16 protein-coding genes and 1 pseudogene are annotated in these 16005 nt (G+C 64.2%); 10 read left to right on the top strand and 7 right to left on the bottom strand.

Annotated features, from left to right (window positions below):
• Positions 1-16: 16 nt before the first annotated feature.
• Positions 17-1201, bottom strand: coding sequence for a hypothetical protein (locus NCS58_RS07970; protein WP_250476677.1), 1185 nt, complete (start codon positions 1199-1201; stop codon positions 17-19).
• 146 nt (positions 1202-1347) lie between these two features.
• Positions 1348-1854 carry an ankyrin repeat domain-containing protein gene (locus NCS58_RS07965; protein WP_409219266.1) on the bottom strand — a complete coding sequence of 169 codons (507 nt, stop codon included), beginning with the start codon at positions 1852-1854 and terminating at the stop codon, positions 1348-1350.
• A gap of 414 nt (positions 1855-2268) precedes the next feature.
• On the opposite strand from NCS58_RS07965, the gene NCS58_RS07960 reads away from it, so the two are divergent.
• Positions 2269-2916: a DUF938 domain-containing protein gene (locus NCS58_RS07960; RefSeq protein WP_061121733.1), complete on the top strand. Its 648-nt coding sequence runs from the start codon at positions 2269-2271 to the stop codon at positions 2914-2916.
• Positions 2917-2928: 12 nt separating this feature from the next.
• Here the strand turns inward: NCS58_RS07960 and NCS58_RS07955 are convergent, their stop codons facing one another.
• Positions 2929-3858: a DMT family transporter gene (locus NCS58_RS07955; RefSeq protein WP_061121732.1), complete on the bottom strand. Its 930-nt coding sequence runs from the start codon at positions 3856-3858 to the stop codon at positions 2929-2931.
• A 95-nt stretch (positions 3859-3953) separates the two neighbouring features.
• Between NCS58_RS07955 and NCS58_RS07950 the strand changes: the two genes are divergently transcribed.
• The 4 genes from NCS58_RS07950 (at position 3954) to NCS58_RS07935 (ending at position 8323) form a co-directional block, all read left to right on the top strand.
• Positions 3954-4874, top strand: coding sequence for a LysR family transcriptional regulator (locus NCS58_RS07950; RefSeq protein ID WP_061121731.1), 921 nt, complete (start codon positions 3954-3956; stop codon positions 4872-4874).
• Between the two features lie 131 nt (positions 4875-5005).
• The gene (locus tag NCS58_RS07945; protein ID WP_250538207.1) at positions 5006-6163 is read left to right on the top strand and encodes an aromatic ring-hydroxylating dioxygenase subunit alpha; all 1158 of its coding nucleotides are present in this window, start codon (positions 5006-5008) and stop codon (positions 6161-6163) included.
• Between the two features lie 82 nt (positions 6164-6245).
• Positions 6246-6521: a hypothetical protein gene (locus tag NCS58_RS07940; RefSeq protein WP_061121729.1), complete on the top strand. Its 276-nt coding sequence runs from the start codon at positions 6246-6248 to the stop codon at positions 6519-6521.
• Positions 6522-7075: 554 nt separating this feature from the next.
• Positions 7076-8323: a porin gene (locus NCS58_RS07935; RefSeq protein WP_061121728.1), complete on the top strand. Its 1248-nt coding sequence runs from the start codon at positions 7076-7078 to the stop codon at positions 8321-8323.
• Between the two features lie 103 nt (positions 8324-8426).
• Here NCS58_RS07935 and NCS58_RS07930 read toward each other — a convergent pair whose 3' ends face one another.
• Positions 8427-9185, bottom strand: coding sequence for an SDR family NAD(P)-dependent oxidoreductase (locus NCS58_RS07930; RefSeq protein ID WP_061121727.1), 759 nt, complete (start codon positions 9183-9185; stop codon positions 8427-8429).
• A gap of 162 nt (positions 9186-9347) precedes the next feature.
• Here NCS58_RS07930 and NCS58_RS07925 point away from each other — a divergent pair, with 162 nt between their 5' ends.
• Positions 9348-9692: a hypothetical protein gene (locus NCS58_RS07925; protein WP_061121726.1), complete on the top strand. Its 345-nt coding sequence runs from the start codon at positions 9348-9350 to the stop codon at positions 9690-9692.
• Between the two features lie 3 nt (positions 9693-9695).
• Here the strand turns inward: NCS58_RS07925 and NCS58_RS07920 are convergent, their stop codons facing one another.
• Both NCS58_RS07920 and NCS58_RS07915 read right to left on the bottom strand, forming a co-directional pair.
• A complete protein-coding gene (locus NCS58_RS07920; protein ID WP_061121725.1) occupies positions 9696-11321 on the bottom strand; it encodes a hypothetical protein in 1626 nt (541 codons plus the stop codon).
• 236 nt (positions 11322-11557) lie between these two features.
• Positions 11558-12604 carry a DUF2235 domain-containing protein gene (locus NCS58_RS07915; RefSeq protein WP_061121741.1) on the bottom strand — a complete coding sequence of 349 codons (1047 nt, stop codon included), beginning with the start codon at positions 12602-12604 and terminating at the stop codon, positions 11558-11560.
• Positions 12605-12873: 269 nt separating this feature from the next.
• Between NCS58_RS07915 and NCS58_RS07910 the strand changes: the two genes are divergently transcribed.
• Complete coding sequence (locus NCS58_RS07910) at positions 12874-13083, top strand: hypothetical protein (protein ID WP_061121724.1); 210 nt, start codon at positions 12874-12876, stop codon at positions 13081-13083.
• A 182-nt stretch (positions 13084-13265) separates the two neighbouring features.
• On the top strand, positions 13266-14378 hold the full coding sequence (locus NCS58_RS07905; RefSeq protein WP_061121723.1) for a hypothetical protein: 1113 nt from the start codon (positions 13266-13268) through the stop codon (positions 14376-14378).
• 164 nt (positions 14379-14542) lie between these two features.
• Here NCS58_RS07905 and NCS58_RS07900 read toward each other — a convergent pair whose 3' ends face one another.
• Positions 14543-14869 (bottom strand): DUF4148 domain-containing protein, encoded by a 327-nt coding sequence (locus tag NCS58_RS07900; RefSeq protein WP_061121722.1) that lies wholly within the window; start codon positions 14867-14869, stop codon positions 14543-14545.
• A gap of 389 nt (positions 14870-15258) precedes the next feature.
• Here NCS58_RS07900 and NCS58_RS07895 point away from each other — a divergent pair, with 389 nt between their 5' ends.
• Positions 15259-15573, top strand: coding sequence for a DUF4148 domain-containing protein (locus NCS58_RS07895; protein WP_061121721.1), 315 nt, complete (start codon positions 15259-15261; stop codon positions 15571-15573).
• Positions 15574-15898: 325 nt separating this feature from the next.
• A pseudogene (locus tag NCS58_RS34350) lies at positions 15899-16005 on the top strand (1,2-phenylacetyl-CoA epoxidase subunit A); the annotation flags it as partial.

Below are 16005 nucleotides of genomic sequence, written 5' to 3'. Positions count from 1 at the left end.
TCGATGTCGTTATCCGTTATCTGGCCGGGCGCGCGCCCGAAGCCTGCGCCGGCGCCGCGCCGGACGCGCCGGCCGTGCCCGACGAAGCCGGCGCCGGCGCCGCGCTCGCAGCCGTTGCCGGCGCAGGCGCAGGCGCAGGCGCGGGCACGACGGGCGACACGATCTTGATCGGCTGCTCGGGCGCGTAGGTCGGCGCGGCCTTCAGTTGCGCGTCGTTGAAATCCATCTGCAGTTGCCATTGCTTGTTGCGCGAGAGCACATGCAGGTCGCCCCAGTTGGCCGCGACATGCCGCTTGTCGCCCGCGAGCGAGCTGGACAGATCGAGCACGAGTGCCTGGGGCTGCGCCTGAGCATCGACGAGCACGTCCACCACACGCCCGATGCGCGCGCCATTTTTCTGCGACACCGTCGAATCGACGAGCTGCGTGAAATTCGCCGGCGCCTCCGCGATGGGCTGCGGCTTCGGCACCGGATCGGCCGGTTTGCCCTTCGCCGGCGGCGGGGGCGGCACGAGGGTGATCGGCGCGGTCTTCGAGTTCGGCGTGAAGCGAAATGCCGTCCACGGAAAATTCACCTTGCGGTCGCCGACACCGAGGAAGCCTGCCAGATTCACCATCAGGAGCTTCGGCTTCGCGGATCCGTCGATATACATGTCCACCGCGCGGCCGACGACCTTGCCTTCGGGGCGCTGCACCTCGGCATCGAGCAGGCCGTGCAGCTGATCGTGCTGCATGATGCGCGTCGAAATGATCTGCGGCGGAGGCGGCGGCTCAGGCGGTTCCGGCGGCGGCGCAACGGCCGGCTCGGGTGGCTTCGGCTTGACGACGCGGCGCTTCGGCTTCGGGGCCGGCGCTGGCTTCACCGTGGACGCCGGCTCCGGCGCCTGCACGGCGGGCAAGGGCTCTTCGGGCTCGCCGGAGCCGGCTTCCTCGGGCGCCGGAATATACGAATGCTCGACGATCGGCGCGGGCACTTGCTTGGGCATCAGCCCGCATGCGGAGAGCGCGAGCGCGGCGGCGACCGGAAGGCTTGCAGTGAGACGCAGCGCGCGCAACATGCGCGCAATGGCGACGATGAGCGCAGCCACGCCGGATATCAGCCGCGCGGCGGCACCGAAGGCGCTGTCTGCCCGACACGCTCGCGCGGGCGCGTGGTAGCTGATCGGCGACGCATCACCCCGATGCGAGATACCGCCTGTCATCGCAAAAGCTCCATGGTTCCGGGTCACCTGCTTGTCTGGTTCGTTGTTGGATCGGTGGTGGTCAGATCGATTCGACGTGCGCGAGGCGTCGCTCGTTCAGCGGACTGAATAATGCATGCAATGAACATCATGCCGGTCGAATGTCTTCATGCGTCGGGCGCTCGACTGCGCTCATCCGCTGCCCTTGCAAGTCGTGCCGCAGTGTCGGGCGCGCCCATCTTTTCGGCGGCGTCCCGGGCCGAGAAACCACCCGCATCACGCGCATCCGGGTCAGCGCCGCGCGCAATCAGCAGTTCGACGATCTCCACGCGGTTGAACATCGCCGCGATCATCAGCGCCGTGCGTCCGTCGGGCGATGCGCCCTCGACATCCGCGCCGTATTCGAGCAGCGTTTCGATCACCTCCCTGAAGCCCTTGAACGCGGCGCCCGCGATCGGCGTCTGGCCGTTATCGTTGCGCAGGTTCGCGTCGGCATGGTGCTCGAGCAGCACGCGCACCGCGTTCGCATGGCCGTGGTAGCTCGCTAGCATCACGAGGCTGTCGCCCTTGTCGTTGCGCAGATTGGGCGGCAAGCCCTTGTTCAGCAGCGCGTCGAGCATAAGCGCATCGCCACGGCGGGCGACATCGAACACTTCGCTCGCGAACGCGATCATGTCGTCGTCGGGGCCGTCGTTCGATTGCTGCGTCGGGTTCCGGTTCTGGTCGTGCTGCATGGATCACTCCATTTCGATCGCGTCGCTGCGCGGGACTGAGTTCGTCGGGATGCGTTCGGCGCGTGTCGCATCGCGTCTGCATTTCGAATGCACGTCGAATGCATTCAATCTGGCATTAGGAATGCAACACACATGCATGCAAAATGCGAATGCGGACGCGGGATCAACCGGGAGCATACACAGGTTTGCTTGCAGGCCGCGCTTTCCGCGCGGGCGCGTGGCCCGAAGCGGCAGCACGAATCGCGCCATGTCGGTGCGCCTTTGTGCCTCGGGAGCGCGCTGCTTGACGCTTATTCGCGCGTCCCGTTAGGCTCGATATGACTTTCACTCTACGCACGCGAAGTGCCATCGCATATGAATCAGGCATCATCCGGCCCGGGCGACACTGCACATTCCGACACCGCCGTGCGTCGCCGCGCGCCCGCTGCCGAACGCAATCGCGATGCGATTCTATCGGTGCTCGAGCGCGTGCTGCCGCGAAGCGGCGTCGTGCTGGAGATCGCGAGCGGCACCGGGCAGCACGCCGCGCATTGCGCGGCGGCGCTGCCGGGCATTGTCTGGCAGCCGAGCGATCCCGATGCGGAAGCGCGCGATTCCATCGCCGCCTGGCGTGCCCACGCAGGGCTCGCGAACCTGAACGCGCCGCTTGCGCTCGACGTGCTGAATGACGATTGGGGCATCGGGCACGTGGCGGCGATCGTATGCATCAACATGATCCACATTGCGCCGTGGGAGGCCGCCGAGTCGCTCTTTCGCTGCGCCGGCGCGAGACTGTCGGCGGGGGGCGTCCTGTACCTGTACGGGCCGTATCGGCGTAACGGTGCGCATACCGCGCCGAGCAATGAAGCGTTCGATCAGCAACTGCGCGCGCGAGACCCGCGTTGGGGCGTGCGCGACCTGGAAGCGGTCGCAGCACTCGGAGAAGAGGCCGGCTTGACGCTCGTGGAGACCGTCGCGATGCCGGCCAATAACTTCAGTGTCGTGTTCGAGAAGCGGGCTTAGAGCGGACCGCGCTCACGCTTCGCCCGCTCGCGCCACGAACACGCCGCGCCACGGCACGGTCGCCAGCAGGGACGCCGCGACAATCATCCCGCCGCCGATCCAGCCCGCCATCGACACATGCTCGCCGAGCCATGCGCTCGCGAAAATCGCGCCGAACGCGGGCTCGCTGCCCATCAACAGGGAAACGCGCGTCGGGCTGCTGCGGCCGATCGCGTAGTTCTGCGCGAAGAACGCGAAGAGCGTGCACGCGAACACGAGATACAGCACCGAGCCCCAGAACATGCCGTGACCGGTAAGCGCGGGCAAGGGCTGCCATTGCGACGGCGCGAACATCAGGGCGATCATCGCGCTGCCCGCTGCGACGACGCCCGCCTGCACCGCCGTCACGGTGAGCGCGGGCAGCGGCGCCGCGCGCATGACGCGCTTGGTCACGCAGACCGACAGCGCACGCAACGCGGCGGCGGCGAGAATGAGCCCATCGCCGATATTGAAATCGAAGGACAGCGCGCCGTCGCCCGCGAGCAGCCACGCGCCTGCGAACGACACGCCGACCGCGAGCCACTCCGCCGCGCCGGGACGGCGTCTTAGCAGCGCCCATTCGACGAGCGGCGTCAAGACGACGCACAAGCCGATGAGAAACGCGGCGTTCGCGGCGCGCGTATGCAAGACACCGAATGTTTCGGCCAAAAAAATCGAGAGCAGCAGCAGGCCGAGGACGAGCACGCCGTGCAGCGTCGCCGCGCTCGCATGCCTTAGATGACGCAGACTCACGGCGAGCAGGCAGAACGTGATGCCGAAGCGCAACGCAAGCAGCGCGAGCACCGGAGAGAACGCGAGCGCGGTTTTGACGATGCCGTAACTGCTGCCCCACACCATCGCGACGACGAAGAGCAGCAGATCGGAGAGCGGAAGCAGGCGTCGGGCGGGCGATTCGATGGACATATGGCGGCTCCAGGAGGGGAGCCGTCATTGTCGAATGATGCAGTCGAAGCGATAATCCGGTTCGGACGCACAGCTTTCTTGTCGCAACTGCACAAATGAGCCCCGCCGATCTTTTCGACCTGATGCCCGATATGGCCGTATTCGCGCGCGTCGTCGATGCGGGCAACTTCTCGGTCGCCGCACGGCAACTGGGCAGCACGCCATCGACGGTGAGCCGCCAGATCAAGCGGCTCGAAGAGGCGCTCGCCACGCGCCTCCTGGAGCGTTCGACCCGCAAGATTCGCGTGACCGAGTCCGGATATCAGGTGTATCGCCATTGCCGCGACATGGCAGCGGCCGCATCGGGCGCGGTCGACGCGGCGGGACAGTCGTCGGGCAAGCCGCAGGGGCGCGTCGCGCTGTCCGCGCCCACGGCGTATGCAAAATCCGTAATTCATCCGCTCGTGCCGGCGTTTCTCGCGGCGTATCCGGACGTCGATCTGCAACTCGTCTTCGCCGATCACGACATCGATCCGCTCGACAGCGATGTCGATCTCGTCATCCGCGCGACGAGTCAGCCGCCGCAAGGGCTCGCCGCGCGGCCGCTCGGGCGGGTGCGCTGGCTGCTGTGCGCATCGGCGGCGTATTTGCGTGAGCGCGGCGTGCCGTGCCAGCCGCGCGAGCTTGCGCATCACGACTGTATCCATCTGGGCGAAACCGCCGACGACAACCGCTGGCGCTTCACACGAAGCGGCGAAACGGTGACGGTCGCGGTGCGCGGGCGCTATATCGCCAATCACGCGGGCGCGCGGCTCGAAGCGGCCGAAGGCGGCCTCGGCATTGCGGCGCTGCCGGAATTCGCCGCCCGCGATGCGCTCGCGTCGGGCGCGGTGCAGGCCGTGCTCGCGGATTGGGAGATGCAGGCGCGCGCCTATCAGGGTCCGGTGTGGCTGCTTTATCCGCCCAACCGCTTTCTGCCGCCGAAGGTGCGCGCGCTCATCGATTATCTGCAGGCGCAACTCGCTGAGCGAACGTGAAGTGCGGCACCGTCCCGGCCATTCGGCACGCGCCGAAATGACCGTCGCCGTGTAGACTGCGAATGGTCGTTCAATGCGCCGCGTGTGGATGCGGCGCTCAATCCGATCTCCTTTCATCGGAGGCGTCGTACATGCAGGCAGCGTTGCCGCAGGGCGAGCAGGAAGCCGGTTCCATCGATACACCGACGAAGCCGCCGCGCGATCTGCGCCGGGTCGACATTCATCCCGATCACTGGTATCCGCTCGCGTGGTCGAGCGAGGTGAAGACCGGCCATGCGCACGGCGTACGCTTCGCCGGCGATCCGATCGTGCTCGTGCGCACCGCGTCGGGCAAGGTGTTCGCGCTCGAGGACCGCTGCGCGCATCGTCAGGTGCCGTTGTCGGCGGGTGTCGTCGATGGCGAATCGATCCGCTGCTGCTATCACGGCTGGACCTACGACTGCACCGGCCGCTGTACCGATATTCCCTATCTCGGACGCGAGCGCCTGCCCAACGGCGTGCGCGCGTATCCGTGCCGGGAGGCGGGCGGGCTCGTCTTCGTGTTCACCGGCGATCCGGCGCGCGCCGACGCCGCCAAGTTTCCCGACCTGAGCTCCGCCACGGATCGCGCCTACAAGACGCGCCGCTTCGGCCGCGAGGTGAAGTGCCACTATTCCTTCATGCACGAAAACCTGATGGACATGAACCATCAGTTCCTGCATCGGCGGCAGATGGGCAGCATGCGCGCGCGTTCGCTCGGCAGACGGCGCGGCGAGGACTGGATCGAAGTCGACTACATCTTCGCGCGCGAGGCGGGCAAGCAGCCGATCGGCGAGGCGCTCGTTTTCGGGCAGAAGCGCGGCACGAAGCCCGACGACGGCGAAAAGGACGTAATGACGATCCGCACCGAATACCCGTACCAGACGCTCAAGATCCGCACCAAGGACGACACGATGGTGATGGATCTGTGGATCGCCTACGTGCCGCTCGATGCGGAGCAGCGCACGAACCGCACATTCGGTCTCTTGTCGATCCGCCGCCCGAAGATTCCGCTCCTGCTCGATGCCGCGTGGCCGCTGCTCGTCTGGTTTACCGAGCGCATCTTCAAGGAGGATCGGTGGATCGTCGAGCGCGAGCAGGAGGCGCATGACCGGCAGGGCGCGGACCACAATCACGAGGTATTTCCGGTCATCATCGAACTGCGCGCGTTGCTGACGGAGCGCGGCGTGCCGCACGGCGCGGGCAGAAGCACGGGCGACACGCGCCGCGTGCACTTCATTCAGCCGATCCACGAGCAGCCCGCGTCGTGAGAAGTGCGGCGATGCGCCGATTGCACGCTTCGCGCGGTGGCGCTATACAGAAAGCAGAGACCACACACGGAGGACCATCATCATGAACAGCGACCCGAACAGGCCGCGCGACGACGACGCATCGGGTATCGGAGAGGCGCATCCCGAGGTCGAGCATTTCGATGCGGCCATTTCACACGTCGACGAATCCTATGCCGCGGGCAAGATGGCGGCCGGCGCGGCGAAGGGCATTCTGTACAGCATCATCGAGACGCTCGGCACGCTCGTCGGCGATCCGGACCTGCCTTCGCACGCGCGTTCGGGCTATGAAGGTTTGCTCGAGACGGCGCGCGAACTGCGCTCGAAGATCGAGCATTAGCCGTTCGATCGGGCGGCGCAAGCTTGCAGCGCGTTCGCCCGATATTCAGCTTCGCGTTTGCGCATCGTCGGGTAGCTTTCAACATTTGCGATGCGCTGGCGCGTCCCGCCGCCTGAAAAACGCGTGCGCGCCATTTAGGCTGCACTCGGGCATCTGACCTTTCATTCTTCGACTTGCACCGCTGATCCTTGCAGCGCAGCAATCGCGCCACTCTCGCGCCAAAAGGCCGCGTCTGCCGATGGAACGAACGATCGCATTAAAGCAGTCCGGCGCGCCATCAATCAGCCTCGTTTGCATCCTCAGTTCGCCACGGTGTCGTCAGCTCAGCGTCAGTTTCATGCCCGGTTGCCCAATATCTGCGCGTCAGAAAATACTGGTTAACCAGACAGTGAAAAAAAACGACACCCACGAGCGTCTTTCTTTCCCATTCGGTCTGTAAGCCATACACTTGCCCACGATAAAAGTTACGAGTTGAAACATAACGAAGCCACCATTCGGGGGCACCGGTTCCACGACTCGCACGCAAGTAATTGCCCACCGCTTGAGGAGAGAAAATGAAGGGTTTCACACTGACCAAGGCCGCAGTCGTCGCAGCCACGGCGTTCGCCGCCGCGGCACCGGCGTTCGCGCAAAGCAGCGTCACGCTGTACGGTATCGTCGACGATTCGATCGTCTACCAGAGCAGCCAGACGAACCTGGCCAAGACGAACCCGGGCCGCTCGAACGTCAAGATGGCGTCGGGCATTTGGGCCGGCAGCCGCTTCGGCCTGAAGGGCGCGGAAGATCTGGGCGGCGGCAACAAGGCCATCTTCCAGTTGGAATCCGGCTTCGACATCAACAGCGGGCAACAGCAGTTCACCAACGCGATGTTCGGCCGCCAGGCATGGGTCGGTCTGACGAACCCGGGCTACGGTACCGTTACTCTGGGCCGCCAGTACACCTCGTACTACACGCTGCTCTCGCCGTATAGCCCGACCAACTGGCTGACCGGCTACTTCGGCGCGCACCCGGGCGATCTGGACGGTCTGGACACGATCTACCGTGCGAACAACTCGGTGGTCTACACGTCGCCGAAGTTCTACGGCGTGACGGTGAGCGGCTCGTACTCCTTCGCGGGCGTGCCCGACAGCGTGTACCAAGGCTCGACCTGGTCGGCGGCGATCCAGTACCAGCAAGGCCCGATCGGTGGTGCGGTGGCGTTCTCGCGCATCAACAACGCGGCCAACGGCGGCGGCATCTACAACAGCAGCTCGACGACGATCAACAGCACCGCGGCGACCGATGGCTCGGGCCAGCCGGGCGTGTCGGCGGTGACGGCGGGCTACCAGCGCGCGCAAGCTCAGCAGCGCTTCGCGGTTGCGGGCGGCTATCAGTTCAACAGCGCGTGGGACATCTCGGTCACGTACACGAACGTTCAGTACATTCCGGGCGTGAACTCGCTGTTCACGGACGAAGCCGTGTTCAACACGGCCGGCACGGTGCTGCACTGGAAGGCGACGTCGGCATGGGACTTCGCGGCGGGCTACAGCTATACGTGGGCGAGCAAGGCGAACGGCATCAACGACGCAGCGTCGTACCACCAGTTCAACCTGTCCCAGTACTACTCGCTGTCCAAGCGCACGGGCCTGTACGCACTGGAAGCATTCCAGCGCGCGAACGGCAACACGCTGGCAGTGCCTTCGGGCACGACGGCGAACCGTCAGACGGCAGCGAACGCGACGATCGGCGATGGCTTCCAGAGCGCACCGTCGGCATCGCGCAGCATGTTCGCGGCAGGCGTGGGTATCATCCACCGCTTCTAAGCGACGCTTCGCGGCGTGATGCATTAGGCATTACGCATGTTGTATGCAAAACCCGGACGCCTCGTGCGTCCGGGTTTTTTTTGCGCGCAGTGCAATCGTTGCCTCAGATGAACATTCCCCCCGACACCTCCACGCGCTGCGCTGTCATCCACCGATTGCCGTCCGAGAGCATCGCCACGATCGCACCGCCGATATCGTCCGGCAAACCGGCGCGCCCGAGCGCCGTGTTATCCGCGATGAACCGATTGGTGTCGTGATCGTCACGCACGACGCCGCCGCCGAAGTCCGTTTCGATCGCCCCCGGCGCGATGGTGTTCACCGTAATGCCGTGCGGCCCGAGCTCTTTCGCGAGATAGCGCGTGAGCACCTCGATTCCGCCTTTCATCGCGGCATACGCCGCAAATCCCGGCAACGCGAAACGCGTGAGCCCGCTCGACACGTTCAGGATCGCGCCTTCCTCGTGGAGATAAGGCAGGAGAGTCTGCGTCAGAAAGAACGGTCCCTTCAACTGGATGTTGACGAGCTCGTCGAACTGCGCGGGCGTGGTTTGCGCGAAGAGCGCATGAACGCCGATGCCCGCGTTGTTCACGAGAAAATCGAAGTTCTCGCGCTCGAAGGTGTCTTCGAGCGTCTTGCAGAGCGCGTCCCCGAAGGCCTCGAAGGTCTCGCACCGGGCGACGTCGAGCGCCAGCACGGCTGCCTTGCCGCCGCCTTTCGCGATTTCATCGACGAGCGATTGCGCGGCTTGCGCATTGCGGTTGTAGGTGCCGATCACGCCGCAGCCCTGCTGCGCGAGCTTGAGTGCGGCGCTGCGTCCGAGTCCGCGGCTCGCGCCAGTGATGACCGCGATCTTGCCGCTCATGGTTGCATTCACGGTGACTGCTCCTCTGTTTGCGTGCCCGATGGTTCAATGTAGGACGGCGCGGCGCGTGCAGGAAAGGCACGTCGATGCTGCAACGCACAGGCCGCGGGCGCGGCCTTTGCTGCATTGTTTCGATCGATGCCCGGACCGGAGAATCGCACCATGGTCGATCATGAAAGCAAGGAAGGCAAAGCAGAGCGGCGCGCAAGTCTCGAACGCCCGTTCAGGCTCTTCGCGGTGGAGCAGCGCGTGCTCGCGCAGAACGTCGACGGCAAGGTCATCGACATCGGCGCGATGGATTCGAAGAACGGACAGTTCTGCGCCTGCATGGATTCGGGCGATCTCGTCACGGAGCCGAAGCGCAGCGCCGAGCTTGCGTTGAAGGCGCTCGCCGGCAAGCTGTCATTCGATTATCTCGACGGCCTTTTCACGAGCGAGCGCGAGGCCGAGGTGATGGGCCGTCTGCAGGATTATCCGAGCGTCGAGTTCGAGCTCGACGAGACCTGAAGCTCACACGCCGGGCGGCGGCCCGACAGGGGTGCCTCCCGGCATCGCCGTCCTTGCGGTGTTCTTCGCGAGACCCGTGGCGCGCAGCGCACCGCCGTCGGGTCGCGGGGTTCTCGCGGGCGGATCGCCGCGCGGCGGAAACATCGCGGCGACGAGCCGATCGACGAAAAAGAAGAATTTGTCCGACGCGTAGCCCGCGACGAACGCGATCGCGAGCGGCGACACTTCCTTGCCGCCTTCCAGCAGTTTGCTGAAAAGCCCGATCGAGATGCCGACGATGATCGCACTCGTCACGTGTGCGCGGTTGGCGACCTTCGAATGTTCCGGGTGGAACGTGTTGGCCGCCGAATCGGCGGAGAGCTGCCGCAGGATCGCGGCGCACGCGCCGAGCCACGCGTAGAGCACCGGCAACAGGAAGCCCGTCACCGCGCCGACGATCGACAGAATGATGTCGTTCGCATACAGCGCCATCGCGCGAATGTCCTGATACACCGCGATTTTCTGAAAGCCTTGCGCGACGGCTTCGACATCGGTCGGCAGGTGAGTGTCGCCGGGCTCGGCGCTAGGCTTCGCCAGCAGCGGCAGTGTGATTTCCAGCACTTTGCGCGCGACGTCGGGATTGCATTGCCAGTCGCCGCTCGTGGCCTTGCCGCCGTAATACTTCGGCGAATGCGACGTGCGATACGCGCCCTGGAAATTGAGCACGTTTTCCTCGGCGTCGCAGGGCGCTTTATAGGGACTGCGTATCGCGCCGAGCCCGAGACTCGTCGTGAACGCGCTGATGCGTGACACGTCCGCGAAGAGCTGGCGATTGTTGGTCGCGAAGCGCTGCAGTTCCTCCTTGATCTGCAAGGCGGGCTGCGAGTTCTGCAGCGCTACCACGGCGGCCGAGTCTTTCTTGTCGGCATCGGCAATGGCGACCGCGTGCGCCTGCAACTGGTTATGCAGCGTCAGCGCGGCTGCATCGTTCGCCTTGACGACGGTCGCGATATCCGTCGACACCTGATTTGCCACGAAGAGCAGACACGACAGCGACACGACGAGCAGCGTCAGCGCGATCGCCGAATGCGTGTAGATGCGGATCGCACGGCGTGCGCCTCGCCGCGCTTCGTCGCCCGCCGTTTCGGCGACGACGGGCGTCACCGCGTGCGCGATGCGGCTCATCGCGGCGTAGAACGCGCTCTCGATTTCGGGATTCCACGTGTGGTCCTGCTGCGCGGTGCGCGCCTTCGACATCGCTTCGATATCGTGCTCGTCGAGCGGTTTGCCATTCTTCGCGCCATACGAAACGAGGTCGCGGCAGTGATCGAGATCGACGACGATGCGTCGCCCCGGATACTGCACCGATGCCGCGATGCGGCTCATCGCGCCGTAGAACGCGCTGCCGATCGCACGGCTCCAGATGCCTTGATCGAAGGCGGCCCGGGCGCCGCGCACCGCATCGACGTCGGTCTTCTCGAGGATGGTCCCGGTTTCGGCCGCATGCGAGATCAGCGCCTCGCACTTGGCGATGTCCGCCGCCGCGCGCGGGCCGGGCTCGCCGTCGCTGAAGTCGTCGTCGTTCGTCTGGGCGTCGATGTCGGCCGGCGCGCCATGCCCGGTGAAGTCCGTCGTCGTAGTCGTGCTCATGCCGGTCTCCTCGTGTCCGGGCGGAGCATAGGCTGCGGGCGGACGTCGGCCCGAGCCACGCGCCTCGGGCAGATGGTTTCACATGCAACTACTTACGCGCGGCCGTCGAAAGCACTGCGTCGAAATCTGCGATTCGTTCGCATCGCAAACGTTTGATAGACGAATTCTAGGCATCGTTTTTTAACGACGTGTGCGGGCATGCGCACACAAGTCGTCAGGCGATGCGGATTCCTGAATTAATCTCCGACGGGCAGCGTTTTCAGCTGCGCGACGAGCGCCGGATACATGTCGAGAAAACCGGGCGCGCTCAAGCGTTGAAGCAGGCTCGGGTCGATTGTTTCATTCAACGCCGTTCCCGCTACGCGTGGCTCCTTTTTGCACACGGCCTGCAAAAACGGGTGATGCGCGGTGAACTCGGTGTACGAATCGATCGGCTGCGACTGGAACGCCTGCGGCGGTATCGCGATCGGACCGCCGATCGAAAGGCCGTGGTCCGCTGCCTTTCTGCGAAGCCACTCGGCGGGAATGAGCGGCAGCAGATCCTCGGGCGTGCGCGGCGGCGTGACGTAGCCGCCGCCCACGTTCGCATGCGCGCCCGCGAACCAGCGTTGCTCGAGGGGCAGATTGCTGCCGCGCGTGTCGGCGCCGGGCGTCCACAAGGTCGGCTTGTAGAGCGAGCGAAACTCGTTCGCGGCGATCGCGTGATAAGCCGCCCTGGTTCTGTTCGAGAGCGTCGTGTCGTGGAACTTGTAGTAGCTCGAAAAGCCCGGCACCGGCACGCCGTCGAGCGGAATGCCGAGTTCACCGACGGTATCCCATACGCCGATGAATTCGACATCGACTTCCCGCGTGAACTGCTTGCGGAACTCGACCACCGATTGATCGGCAGGCCCGACGTCCTTGTCGCGATAAACGCCATACGCCTGATCGATCGACTGCGGGCTCCAGTCGTTCGCGAGTCCGCATTTGCGGATCAGCCCGGCGAGGCTGCGCGCGGAATAGGCGCCACGGCTGAAGCCGAAGATGTAGATCTTCGCATCGGACTTGTAGCGCTGACATAGCCACGCGTAGCCGCTTTTGATGTTGTCGCTCAGACCGTCGCCGAACGCGCCGCCGAGAAACTTGTTCGCGAGCGAGAAAAGCCCGTTGCCTTGCGTGCCGACACCGGGGACATAGAAGGTTTCCTGCTGGTCGGTCTCGGGCGCGAGCTTATAGAGCAGATACGCATTGGTGCGGTCGTTGGGCTCGTTCCACGTGCCGTCGAAGAAGATGGCGAGATTCATGAGCGCGCGGGTCTCCGTGTGTGCCGTTCGTCGCGGCGCCGGTATGACAAAAGACGCCGTCAAGTAAGGAATAGGTAATTCGCGCGCGGTGCGCAAGCACGCGAACGGTGCAAACGGCGCTCATGCGAAGGCATGCTGGATTTTGGCGGAAAGACGAGGGATGCCAGGAGCAATGAAGCACGCACGCGCCGCGCAGCGTTGCGGCCGATGTGCGATCCTAGTCTCGCGGCGGCACTCGGGGCCTGCCGCGTTCAATCGCGGGGTGAATCATGAAAAGAACGCCTTTCGCCACGGTCATCGTCCTTGCGGCAGCGACGCTCGCCGCACCCGCTTTCGCACGCGACGACGGGCCGCGCTTCGCGCAGGACCGGCTCGATGCGCTCGTCGCGCAGCACAGGGAAGCGAGCCGTCACATCGCTCAAGAGACATCGCAGGACAAGCAGGCTCAGTCGAAAGCGCAGCGGCACGGCGCTTCGTAAGACGACTTCGCTTGCGGCCTGACAAGGCACCTCGGGTCGCAAAAGCCTTCGATGAACCGGCGTGCAACGCGCCGGAAGCGATCGTGCGCGCCAGGCTCCCAACGGTATGAATTTTGCGGCTTCGGCCCGGGTGTTCCGCGGCCGTGGGCCGTCGATCCTCCTTATCTCCTTCATATAGAGCCATGACAAGGAAAGCCTTATCGGTTGCCATTCTCTCCGTCTCCTTTCTCGCAGCAGGCTGCGCGGGCATCGGCCCGGGCCGCCTCAAGGCCGATCAGGTCGATTACGCCCGCGCGCTCGGCGATGCGAAAAAGCGTGAAATACTTGCCGCGATTGTCGGATTGCGCTTCGCGGACGCGCCGTCGTTTCTCACCGTGAGCAGCATCATCGCCGCGTATACGTTCGATACCACGGGCGGCGTCGTGCTCAATGCCGGCTCGGGCGCGCAGCCGAACTACGCGCAGGCGACAGGCAGCGTCTCCTACTCGAATCATCCGACGTTCACGTTCACACCGACGACCGGCGATGCCTATGCAAGCGCCTATATTCGTCCGCTTTCCCCTACGCTCGTATTGCCGCTCGCCGAAAGCGGCATTCCGATCGATCTGCTGTTGCGCATCACCGCGCAGTCGATCAGCGGCTTGCAGAATGGCAACGCACTGGGCGGGCCGAACGCATCGGGCTCGCCCGAGTTCTTCCTGCTCCTGCAGGCGTTGCGCAGGCTACAGCTGGCGGGCGAACTCAACATCGAAACGCGTAACACGGATGACAAGAACGGCAAGAGCGACAAGAGCGCGAAGGGCAACAGCCCCGACAAGGGCGGCGTCTTCATCACGCTAGGCGCGACGCGCAGCGGGTCGAACAAGGAAGTCGTCGAGGATCTCACGCTCGTGAGAAGGCTCCTGCACCTTTCGCCGAAGATGAAGACTTACGAAATCGTCTATGGACAGTCGTCGGATCGGAACCGCGTTCCGATGGTCACGCGCTCGGTGCTCGGCATCCTCACCGATCTGGGCGCGCAGATCGCAGTGCCCGACGAGCAGGTCGGCAGCGGCGCGACCAAGCCGGGCATCGGGCTGATCGGCGGGGAGACGCGGCCGACCATCATCGTGAAGGTGGGCGAGAAGGTGCCGCGGGACGCATATGTGAGCGCGCTCTATGACAAGTCCCACTACTGGATCGATCGCGGCGACTTCGATTCGAAATACGCGTTCACGGTCGTGCAGAACCTGATGGCGCTCGCGGAGGTCACGGACACGGCGAAGTCGCCGGTCGTTACGATTCCGGCGAACTGAGCCTGGCGGGGGATGGCCTGCTAACGCCGCTCGTATCGAATGTGTCGAATGCAACATGCCATCATGGATAAAGCATTTCGCATCAAAACGCAACGGGGCGACATCTCGCGGATGTCGCCCCGTTGCGCCAAAGCCGATGCGAATTGGCTGTCGAAGCTGCGCGCTTACTGGCCGAAGTAGGCGCCGAGTGCACGCGATTGGGCGCCGGTCGTGCGACCCGACTGCGACGCGCCGTTAGCGACCGAGCCGTAGTCGCTCGATTGCGTCGGTGCTTGCGCGAGTTGCGTTGCGCTCACGCGAGCTTGCGCTGCCTGGATGTTCGACGGATACGACGGGTCGCTGATGTTCGGGTTGTAGCCGGCTTTTTCGAGTTGGACGAGCTCGGCACGCACCTGAGCGCGGGTGACGGGCGCATCCGACTGCTGCGCAAAGGAAAGGGCGGGAATGGCGAGCGCTGCGGCGACTGCGACGGTGGAAATGAACGTCTTCATGTTGACTACCTCCGATTCGGATATCTGATCATACTGCCGGTTTGGTCTTAAGCAGCTTGTGAACGGAGTGTAAAGACGCGCGTTCCGAAGATCATTCTCGTTTCCGTTGAATGATCTTTGTCGATATAGGAATAATCGGACGGACGCGTTTTGCGTGGCGTCGAAATCGTTTTCGATTCGGCTCCGATAGAGCCTCGCTGCCGTTCTGCCGACGTTACGCTGCATTATGGATCTCCCCCGTGAGACCCTTTCTTTACTGATTTTGCAAAGATGCTTCCTTGACGCTGTGAATGATCATCCGCGGCTATGCCCCTACACTTCGGTCGTTCGCTCGGCATGTCATGAATTCGAAGCGCGCCGGGCTTCATCGGAATATCAGGGAGAGTCAAATGAAATCGTGGGTCAATGCAGTTATCGCAGCCGCCATCTTGTCCACACCGCTTGCGTCGTTCGCGCAATCGAGCGCACCCGTGAGTCGCGCCGAAGTCCGCGGGGAACTCGTCCAACTGGAGAAGGCCGGTTATTCGCCCATCGCGGAAGACGCGTCTTACCCGGCGAAATTGCAGGCAGCCGAAACGCGCGTCGCCGATGTGCGCCTCGCCCAAGTGCAGGCTGAAGGATATGGGTCATCGACGGGTGCGGCGTCGCAATCGGGCCGTGGCAGCAAGCGGGTCGATCCGCAGGGTGTCTTCTTCGGGCAGTGAACCAGTTCAAGATGTCCGCCGATCCGTGCTCGTAATGTGCCGCGTGCTGGTCGATTGCATCCAAAACTCGAAATGCGCTTCTCGGCGTGACTTACGCAAGGCGTGAAGCGACCTCCGCTGCCGGATAACCGGTGGTTTTGCCCAGTCCGTCTGTACGGCTGGGCTTTTTTGCGCGCCGACGCTGGGCGCTCAGACGTGTGATCGCATCGGGTTAACGCGATGCTATTTAAGTCGAAATAGCCGCAAGCAAAATTAATCAACCGGACGGTCGGTTAATAGTTATACTCGGCTCCATCGTATCTTAGAAAAGACGGTGGAACTCCGCATGTACACCCAATCCCTCGACCTCCCGAGTCCCACGCACACAAGCGAAGCGGCCCCTGGCGCCGCCGCACCCGAACAGGCCCGCTTTGACGCGGTGATGCAAGCCGA

The organism is Caballeronia sp. INML3B (assembly GCF_023631305.1).
GTDB lineage: Bacteria > Pseudomonadota > Gammaproteobacteria > Burkholderiales > Burkholderiaceae > Caballeronia > Caballeronia turbans.
The sequence above is the reverse complement of the archived record's forward strand: the minus strand, read 5'-3'. Positions and strand labels throughout refer to the sequence as shown.

Excerpts from the sequence above, each read along its gene's own strand:
- NCS58_RS07970 (WP_250476677.1), bottom strand. The coding sequence starts at position 1,201 with ATGACAGGCGGTATCTCGCATCGGGGTGATGCGTCGCCGATCAGCTAC.
- NCS58_RS07965 (WP_409219266.1), bottom strand. The coding sequence starts at position 1,854 with ATGATCGCGTTCGCGAGCGAAGTGTTCGATGTCGCCCGCCGTGGCGAT.
- NCS58_RS07960 (WP_061121733.1), top strand. The coding sequence starts at position 2,269 with ATGAATCAGGCATCATCCGGCCCGGGCGACACTGCACATTCCGACACC.
- NCS58_RS07955 (WP_061121732.1), bottom strand. The coding sequence starts at position 3,858 with ATGTCCATCGAATCGCCCGCCCGACGCCTGCTTCCGCTCTCCGATCTG.
- NCS58_RS07950 (WP_061121731.1), top strand. The coding sequence starts at position 3,954 with ATGAGCCCCGCCGATCTTTTCGACCTGATGCCCGATATGGCCGTATTC.
- NCS58_RS07945 (WP_250538207.1), top strand. The coding sequence starts at position 5,006 with ATGCAGGCAGCGTTGCCGCAGGGCGAGCAGGAAGCCGGTTCCATCGAT.
- NCS58_RS07940 (WP_061121729.1), top strand. The coding sequence starts at position 6,246 with ATGAACAGCGACCCGAACAGGCCGCGCGACGACGACGCATCGGGTATC.
- NCS58_RS07935 (WP_061121728.1), top strand. The coding sequence starts at position 7,076 with ATGAAGGGTTTCACACTGACCAAGGCCGCAGTCGTCGCAGCCACGGCG.
- NCS58_RS07930 (WP_061121727.1), bottom strand. The coding sequence starts at position 9,185 with ATGAGCGGCAAGATCGCGGTCATCACTGGCGCGAGCCGCGGACTCGGA.
- NCS58_RS07925 (WP_061121726.1), top strand. The coding sequence starts at position 9,348 with ATGGTCGATCATGAAAGCAAGGAAGGCAAAGCAGAGCGGCGCGCAAGT.
- NCS58_RS07920 (WP_061121725.1), bottom strand. The coding sequence starts at position 11,321 with ATGAGCACGACTACGACGACGGACTTCACCGGGCATGGCGCGCCGGCC.
- NCS58_RS07915 (WP_061121741.1), bottom strand. The coding sequence starts at position 12,604 with ATGAATCTCGCCATCTTCTTCGACGGCACGTGGAACGAGCCCAACGAC.
- NCS58_RS07910 (WP_061121724.1), top strand. The coding sequence starts at position 12,874 with ATGAAAAGAACGCCTTTCGCCACGGTCATCGTCCTTGCGGCAGCGACG.
- NCS58_RS07905 (WP_061121723.1), top strand. The coding sequence starts at position 13,266 with ATGACAAGGAAAGCCTTATCGGTTGCCATTCTCTCCGTCTCCTTTCTC.
- NCS58_RS07900 (WP_061121722.1), bottom strand. The coding sequence starts at position 14,869 with ATGAAGACGTTCATTTCCACCGTCGCAGTCGCCGCAGCGCTCGCCATT.
- NCS58_RS07895 (WP_061121721.1), top strand. The coding sequence starts at position 15,259 with ATGAAATCGTGGGTCAATGCAGTTATCGCAGCCGCCATCTTGTCCACA.